At 74.0% G+C, this 7,468-nt stretch carries 9 protein-coding genes; all 9 read left to right on the top strand.

Annotated elements, in window-relative coordinates:
• Nucleotides 1-147: 147 nt before the first annotated feature.
• The 9 genes from OUQ99_RS21355 (at nucleotide 148) to OUQ99_RS21315 (ending at nucleotide 7,461) form a co-directional block, all read left to right on the top strand.
• A complete protein-coding gene (locus tag OUQ99_RS21355) occupies nucleotides 148-717 on the top strand; it encodes a DeoR/GlpR family DNA-binding transcription regulator (protein WP_267945571.1) in 570 nt (189 codons plus the stop codon).
• 563 nt (nucleotides 718-1,280) lie between these two features.
• Entirely contained in the window at nucleotides 1,281-1,808 is a 528-nt protein-coding gene (locus OUQ99_RS21350; RefSeq protein WP_267945570.1) for a hypothetical protein, read from the top strand.
• Nucleotides 1,802-2,671, top strand: a complete 870-nt coding sequence (locus tag OUQ99_RS21345; RefSeq protein WP_267945569.1) for a hypothetical protein — start codon at nucleotides 1,802-1,804, stop codon at nucleotides 2,669-2,671. Before OUQ99_RS21350 ends, OUQ99_RS21345 begins: the two co-directional genes overlap by 7 nt.
• Nucleotides 2,672-2,692: 21 nt before the next feature.
• Nucleotides 2,693-3,364: an SAF domain-containing protein gene (locus OUQ99_RS21340; RefSeq protein WP_267945568.1), complete on the top strand. Its 672-nt coding sequence runs from the start codon at nucleotides 2,693-2,695 to the stop codon at nucleotides 3,362-3,364.
• Nucleotides 3,364-4,137, top strand: a complete 774-nt coding sequence (locus tag OUQ99_RS21335; protein ID WP_267945567.1) for a hypothetical protein — start codon at nucleotides 3,364-3,366, stop codon at nucleotides 4,135-4,137. The genes OUQ99_RS21340 and OUQ99_RS21335 overlap by 1 nt, the downstream gene beginning before the upstream one ends.
• Nucleotides 4,134-5,492: a CpaF family protein gene (locus OUQ99_RS21330; protein ID WP_267945566.1), complete on the top strand. Its 1,359-nt coding sequence runs from the start codon at nucleotides 4,134-4,136 to the stop codon at nucleotides 5,490-5,492. The genes OUQ99_RS21335 and OUQ99_RS21330 overlap by 4 nt, the downstream gene beginning before the upstream one ends.
• Nucleotides 5,480-6,373 (top strand): type II secretion system F family protein, encoded by an 894-nt coding sequence (locus OUQ99_RS21325; RefSeq protein WP_267945565.1) that lies wholly within the window; start codon nucleotides 5,480-5,482, stop codon nucleotides 6,371-6,373. Before OUQ99_RS21330 ends, OUQ99_RS21325 begins: the two co-directional genes overlap by 13 nt.
• The gene (locus OUQ99_RS21320) at nucleotides 6,370-7,260 is read left to right on the top strand and encodes a type II secretion system F family protein (protein ID WP_267945564.1); all 891 of its coding nucleotides are present in this window, start codon (nucleotides 6,370-6,372) and stop codon (nucleotides 7,258-7,260) included. The genes OUQ99_RS21325 and OUQ99_RS21320 overlap by 4 nt, the downstream gene beginning before the upstream one ends.
• A gap of 30 nt (nucleotides 7,261-7,290) precedes the next feature.
• Nucleotides 7,291-7,461: a hypothetical protein gene (locus OUQ99_RS21315; protein WP_267945563.1), complete on the top strand. Its 171-nt coding sequence runs from the start codon at nucleotides 7,291-7,293 to the stop codon at nucleotides 7,459-7,461.
• Nucleotides 7,462-7,468 lie beyond the last annotated feature (7 nt).

The following is a 7,468-nucleotide window of genomic DNA, read 5'->3' as shown; positions in this document are numbered from 1 at the left end:
TCCGTGAGGAAACAGAGGACTCGATCCAATGCGCGTGGCGGACCGGGGCGCGTCGCCCTCGCGGTCAAGGGGTTGACCATCGACGGATCGGAGGACCTTGTGAGTGGTCTCAGTGCTGGTGCCACGGTTGTCAGGCCCGCAGGGGGAGTGAGTGCCACGACGACACCGTCGGGAACGGGGCGGCTCTCGGCCGCCGAGGGCAGGATCGCCAGGGCCGCCCTGGCGGAACTGCCGAGGAACGGGGTCGTCATGCTCGACGCCGGGCCGATGGCGGAGCGGATCGCGGGGCTGCTGCCCGCCGGGTGCGGGCTGAACGTCCTGACCAACGCGGTTCCCGTCGCGCTGGGGCTGGCCTCGCGTCGCGACCTCTCCGTGCACCTGCTGGGGGGCCGGGTGAGCGCGGCGGCCGGAACCACGCTCGCCTCCGTGCGCCTGTTGGAGCAGCTCCACGTGGACGTGGCTTTCATGGTCGCCGACGGGGTGTCCCCCGAGCGCGGCCTGACCTGTGCCGATCCCGCAGAGGTGATGGCCAGGAGGGCGATGGTGCGCGCCTCGGCCAGGACGGTGCTGCTGGCCGACCACACCAGGATCGGCGGCGACCGCATCGCCCGCTTCGCGCGGCTGCACGAGGTGGACTGCCTCATCACCGACGCCGGCACCGACCCCGACGACCTCCGGAGGCTGCGCGGGCGCGGTCCGCGCGTGCTCGTGGTCTGACCCCGCCCGCCGTCGGGCGCCTACGGAGGGCCTGCGGACGTGTCGCGTTCCACGCCCCGGTGTTCTCCCCCACACCGCGGCGCCCTTCACACCCCGTCCCCGACCCGTGCCGCGGGCCGGGGACGGGTGAACCGGCTTCGAGGGCGATGTCGTTCAGATGTTGTTTCGCGTGTGTTTGTCGCAGGGGCGAGGGTGTGTGGTCTTGCCGGGCTGCTGTGAGGCTGATGTCCGGAAGGTCGACCGTGTCACAGTCACAGAAGGGGCACGGGGGGTTGTTACAACAGGCGACTCCTCTATAAGCTCACGCAAGGACAGAAAAAAATCCAACCAATACCACATGGTTTCGGTCAGTCCTCGGGACCCGCCCCACGCGACTCCGGTCACGTCGGCCCCGAACCCGGGCGGAGGACCCCCTCCTCCGCTCAACGGCCCCGCGCCCGGTCCCGTGCCTCCCGGGCGCAGGAGACCGCCCCCACCCCTCGTCGGAAGGGAAAGAGCCCGCCCACCCGGGTCGGTTCCGCCGTGCACCACCCTCCCCTTCCATGGCAGTGGAGAATTCACCGATGACGACAGCCGCGAGAAGAGACGTCGCGGTCCTGCGCGCGGCCGCGGGATGCTGTGTGGCCCTCGCCCTGGCCACGGGCTGCGCGTCCTCCGAGGACGCGGGCTCCGAGGCGGGGGCGGCGACGAGCTCCCCGCCTCCTCCGGCCAACGAGGAGGAGGCCGCGGCGCTCGACGCCTACACCGGCATGTGGGATACGGTCGTGGCCGCCTCCCACGAGGGCGGCGAGGTTCCCCCCGAGCTCCAGGACTACGCCGTGGGCGGCGCCTACGCCCTCATGAGCGCGGCCCTGGAGGGGGCCGGCGCCTCCAGCGGGCAGGTCACCGGCGAACCCGTCCTCGCCCCCGTCGCCGAGGTCGAGGGACCCGACAGCGCGACGGTCGAGGACTGCCTCGACGACTCCGCCTGGAACCTCGGCATGGGCTCCTCCCCAGGGCAGGGCCCGCGCCTCGTCGAGGCCACACTCATTCACGACGGACTCGCCTGGCGCGTGTCCGACCTCAGGATCTGGGAAGCGGGATCATGCTGAGACTCGTACGACCCGCGGCCACCGCCGCGGTACTGACCGTCCTGGCCACCGGGATCGCCGCTCCGGCGCACGCCGACGACGGCTCCTTCCTCGGCCAGATCGAGTGCGGCAGCTCGGGCGGCCTCGGCTGCTCGATCCTGCTGCGCTGGTGGCAGACCCACGCGGGCCAGCAGGGCTCCAACGGCTCGGGCGGCTCCGGTGCGCCGGGCGCCCCGGGTGCCCCCGCCGACTCCGGCGACGGCGTCGACTGGAACGCCATCGACTGGGACGCGATCGACTGGTCGCAGGTGGACTGGGACGCCATCGACTGGGAATCCATCGACTACGACGGCGAGGGGGAGGCCCCCACCGACCCGGTCACCCTCATCCAGGAGTCCATGGCCAACTTCGAGCTGCCCCCGCCGCAGATCGAGACCTCCCCCGGCAGCGACTCCCTGGTCCTGGTCAACACCCCCGTGTGGCTGTGGGTGGAGTCCCAGGACTGGGAGGCCGAGGAGGCCTCCGCGGAGGTGCAGGACTGGTCCCTCACGGTCACCGCCACCCCCACCGCCACGGTGTGGAACCTGGGCGACGGTACGCAGATCCGCTGCGAGGGCCCCGGGACCCCCTTCGACCCGGCCGTGCACGACCCCGCCTCGGCCTCCCCCGACTGCGGGCACGTCTACGACCTGTCCTCCGACAGCCAGCCCGGCGGCACCTACCCCGTCAGCGTCCAGGTCGGCTGGGACGTGGGCTGGGAGCTCTCCGAGGGCGAGTTCTCCGGCGGCGAGTCGGGCGCGCTCGACTCGGTCACCACGACCTCGCAGGTCGAACTCCGTGTGGCCGAATCCCAGGGCCTGGTCACCGACACAGGCAACCGCTAACAGCGAAAGAAGACGACAGACGTGGTGGACACGAAGACGGCACCGGCGCCCGCGGCCTCCCCGCGGCAGGGGGAGACCCCTCCGGTGCGGCTCCTGGGCAGCGGACCCCGCCGCTGGCGGTGGCTGGTCCTTGCCCTCGGCATGATGACCGCGGGAGGCCTGAGCGGCGTCCTGGCCCTGGAGCAGATGGACGACCGCCAAGGGGTGCTCGTCGCCGACACCGACCTGCCCGCCGGCCACGTGGTGGCCGCGGAGGACCTGCGGATCGAGCGGATCTCCGTCGCCGACGGGGTCTCCTTCGTCGGCTCCGAGAGCCTGGAGTCGACGGTCGGCCAGACCCTCACCGTGCCCGTCACCGAGGGCGGCCTCCTCCCCGAGGCCGCCCTGGGCGCCGAGGCGGCCTTCCCCGAACGCGACCGCGCCGTGCTCGGCGTGGCCCTGCGCGTCGGCCGGTTCCCCGCCTCCATCGGACCCGGCGCCGCGGTCTCCGTGGTGGTGCACCCCGAGGAGGGTGCCACCGGCGGAGTGGAGGCCTACCGCGCACTCGTGCGGGACGTCCAGCCCTCCGCGGCCGAGGACGGCTCCGTGGAGCTCGAACTCGTCGCCTCCTCCGCCGACGCCGCGGCCATCGCCTCCGCGGCGGCCGTCGAGCGTGTCAGCGTGGTCCAGGTCAACCCCCGGGGAGGCGCGTGATGCCCCGGACCGTGGCGCTCTTCTCCCTGGGCGGAGCACCCGGCGTCACCTGCGCGGCCATGGCACTGGCCGCGGTCTGGCCCGGCGGGGCGGGAGCGGTCCTGGTGGAGGCCGACGCCTCCGGCGGCGACGTCGCCACCTGGCGGCGCCTCCAGCCCGAGCCCGGCCTGACCGGCCTGGCCGCCGCATCCCGGCACGGCGGCGCCTCCGCCGACCTGGCCGCGCACACCCAGGTCCTCCCCGGAGGGCTGTCGGTGTGCCACGCGCCCGTCACCGCGGACCGCGCCGACGGCGCGGTGCGCCTGCTGTCCCAGAACCCCGGCGTGCTCGCCTCCCCGGCGGGGCCCGCGGTCGTGCTGGACCTGGGCCGCCTGACCCCCGGCGCGGCGGCCGCCGCGCTGGCCACGTGGGCCGACGAGGCCCTGCTGCTCGTCGCCGACGACCTCGCCCAGCTGCGCCGGGCCAAGGAGGCCTCCGAGGCGCTGGCCCGCAGCCTGCCGCGCCTGCGCACCGTCGTCGTCGGCGGCAGCGGCGGCGTCCGCGAGATCGAGGGCGCGTTGGGCCCGGGCGTGTGGGGACGGCTTCCCACCGACGAGCGCTCCGCTTCCTTCCTGCGCGGGGAGACCAACCCGCGCAAGCCGGAGCGCAGGCCTCTGCTGAAGGCGGCGGCGCGCCTGGCGGCCGACCTCGCCGAGGGCGCCCGACCCGTCGGCCCGGCCGACGGCGCCGCAACCCCGGCGCCCGCGCCCGAGGCGACGGGAGCTCGCGCATGAGCAGCGGACACGACGCCGGGTACGACATCACCGACGGCTACTTCCTGGACACCGACCGGGCCCGCACCGTGGCGAACCGCGTGGAGCGGACCGTCACCGAGGCCACCCGGCGGCTGAGCGAGGAGACGCGGGGCGAACCCGAGGACTCGCCCGAGGAGTACCGGGCCCGCGCCGAACGCGTCATCGCCCAGATCCTCGACGAGGACGCGGGCCGCGCCCTGTCCGAGGGCCGGCAGGTGCTCGACGCCACGACCGAGGCCTCCGTCGCCGCGGGCGCCCTGGCCCGGGTGTGCGGCCTCGGCCCCCTGCAGCCCCTCCTGGACGACCCCGGGATCGAGAACATCAACATCAACGGCGTGCACGTGTGGGTGCGCCGCGCCGACGGCAGCCGCGAGCGGCACGACTCCCTCTTCGCCGACCCCGAGGAGGTCGTCTCCCTGGTCCGTCGCCTGGCGTCGGAGTCCGCCACGGGGGAGCGCCGCTTCGACCCGGGGGCGCCCATCCTCGACATGCAGCTGCCCGGCGGCGAGCGCCTCAACGCGGTCATGGAGGTCGCCCGGCAGCCCTCGGTGTCCATCCGACGCCACCGCTACGGCCGCACCACCCTCGGCCAGCTCCAGGAACTGGGCACGATCGACGACACCCTGGTCGCCCTGCTGCGCGCGGGGGTGCGCTCCCGCCGCAACATGGTCATCACCGGCGGCACCGGCGCGGGCAAGACGACCCTGCTGCGGGCCCTGGCCGCCGAGATCCCCGTCGACGAGCGCCTCGTCACCATCGAGGACGTGTTCGAGCTCGGCCTGGACCGCGACCGCGACGCCCACCCCGACTGCGTCGCCCTCCAGGCCCGCCCGGCCAACGTCGAGGGCGTCGGCGAGATCACCATCGCCGACCTCGTGCGCACGGCCCTGCGCATGTCGCCCGACCGGGTCATCGTCGGTGAGACGCGCGGACACGAGACCGTCCCGCTGCTCAACGCCATGAGCCAGGGCAACGACGGCAGCCTCACGACCCTGCACGCCGCGAACTCCGCGGGCGCCTTCACCAAGTTGGGCGCCTACGCCGCCCAGTCCGCCGAGCGCCTGCCCCTGGACGCCACGGCCTCCCTGGTGGCCGCCGCCGTGCACCTGGTCGTGCACGTGTCCGCACTGCCCACCGGGGGCCGCATGGTCACGAGCGTGCGCGAGGTGGTGGGCGCCGAGGGGCAGAACGTGGTCTCCAACGAGGTCTACCGGCGCGACCGCAACGGGCCACTGCCCGCGGCCCCGCCCAGCCCCAACACGCTCGACGCCCTGGCCGAGGCCGGCTTCGACCCCGCGATGCTCAGTCCCGACACGGTGGGGTGGACGCGATGACGACCCCTGTCCTCCTCGTCGCCGCCGCCGGCGTCCTGCTCGGCGCGGGGCTCTGGCTGGCCCTGGCGTCGCTGGCCGCGTCCGGCGGCGGCTCGCGCACCTCGCGGATCCCGCCCTGGCGTTCACTGCTGTTCGGCCGGCAGCGGCCGCTGCGCCTGGTCGCGGCGATCGTCGGCGGCCTGCTCGTCTGGATCCTCACCGGCTGGCCGGTGGCCGGGGTGCTCGTCGCCGCTGGCTGCTGGTGGGGGCCCGCTGTACTGGGGCCCGACCGCGGTCACCAGGAACAGGTGGACGGGATCGAGGCCGTCGCGGCCTGGACCGAGATGCTGCGCGACCTCATGGCCGGCGCCGCCGGTCTGCACCAGGCCGTCGCCGCCACGGTGCCCATCGCACCCGAGCCGGTGCGTGAGCCGGTCGCCAGGCTGGCCGACCGGCTGCGCGCGGGCGGGTCCACGCAGGACGCCCTGCGAGTCTTCGCCGACGAGGTCGACAACCCCACCGCCGACCTCGTGACCGCCGCTCTGAGCACGGCCGCCACGAGGCACGCCACTGACCTGGGCACCCTGCTGGGCACGCTGGCCGAGGCCTCCCGCGAACAGGCGGCGATGCTCGTGCGCGTGGCCGCCAGCCGCGCGCGGCTGCGCACCTCCACCCGGATCATCGTCGGCACGACCGTGGGCATGGCCGCGTTCCTGCTGGTGATCAACGGCGAGTACATGGAGCCGTTCGACGGCTTCCTGGGCCAGGTTGTCCTCGCGGGTATCGGTGCACTGTGGGCGGGCGCCCTGGTCTGGCTGTCCCGCATGTCCCGCTTCGATTTGGGGCCGCGGGTGCTCGCACCCGAACCCGCGCCCGTCCGTACCTCGGAGGCCGTCCGATGACCCCCACCCTGGCCGCCGTCCTCGCGGGCGCCGCCCTCGGGCTGGCTCTGTGGGCGCTCCTCGCGGCCCGCTGGGCGAGGCCCACGCTCGCCGAACGCCTGGCCGCCCCGCCCCCTCCCCGGCAGGACGTGGCCGCCGGCCCGGACACCGGGGTGCTCGCGCGCCTGGGCGGGATCGGCGCCCCGGTCCTGGAGGGCTTCGGCATGCCGGGGCCGCGCACGCGGCGCAACCTGCGGGTGTGCGAGCGTTCACCGGCGTCCTACCTCGCCGAGAAGTTCACCGCCCTGGTCCTGGGAATCGCCTTCCCCCCGCTGCTGGGCGGTCTACTCTCCCTCGCCGGCGTCCTTCCGTCCGGCGCGCTCGCGATGGCCATGTGGGCGGCCTTCGCCGTGATCGTGTGGTTCGCCCCGGACATGTCCCTGCGCGACGAGGCCGACAAGCGCCGGGAGCGCATGCGGCGCGCCCTGGCCGGTTTCGCCGACCTGGTCGTGGTTTCCCTGGCCGGAGGCGCGGGAGTCAACGGGGCACTGGCCGACGCCGGCGCCGCGGGCAACGGGTGGGCCATGGCCCGCATCCGGGAGAGCCTGCGCGAGGCGGCGCTCATGCGCCAGTCGCCCTGGACGGCGCTGCGCGACCTCGGCGAGCGCTACGACACCCCGGAATTCGCCGAACTCGCGGCCAGCCTCCAGTTGGCCGGCGCCGACGGCGCTCGCATTCGCAGTTCCCTGGCCGCCAAGGCCAAGACGCTGCGCACCCAGTTCCTGTCCGAGATGGACGCCGAGGCCCAGTCCGCGACCGAGCGGATGAGCCTGCCGGTGGTCCTGCTTTTTGCTGGATTCCTGGCACTCCTGGGATATCCGGCGATGAGCCACATCCTGTTCAGCTGATGAGAAACCCGACCGTTTTGGAGACCCCCGATGCAGCGCATCACCGCCTACCTCAGCTCCCTGCTGTTCAGCCGAAGGGACGACGGCTACTCGACCGAGACGGTCATCATCACCGCTGCCCTGGTGACTGTAGCCGCAGGGCTTGTTCTTGCTATCGGCGCTCGCGTGGACCTCGAAATCGCCACAATCTCCGGCGGCTAGCCTTGCG

It is taken from the genome of Streptomonospora nanhaiensis, assembly GCF_026642255.1.
Taxonomy (GTDB): domain Bacteria; phylum Actinomycetota; class Actinomycetes; order Streptosporangiales; family Streptosporangiaceae; genus Nocardiopsis; species Nocardiopsis tropica.
Note: the sequence above shows the minus strand (reverse complement) of the source record. Positions and strands in the feature narration are given on the sequence as shown.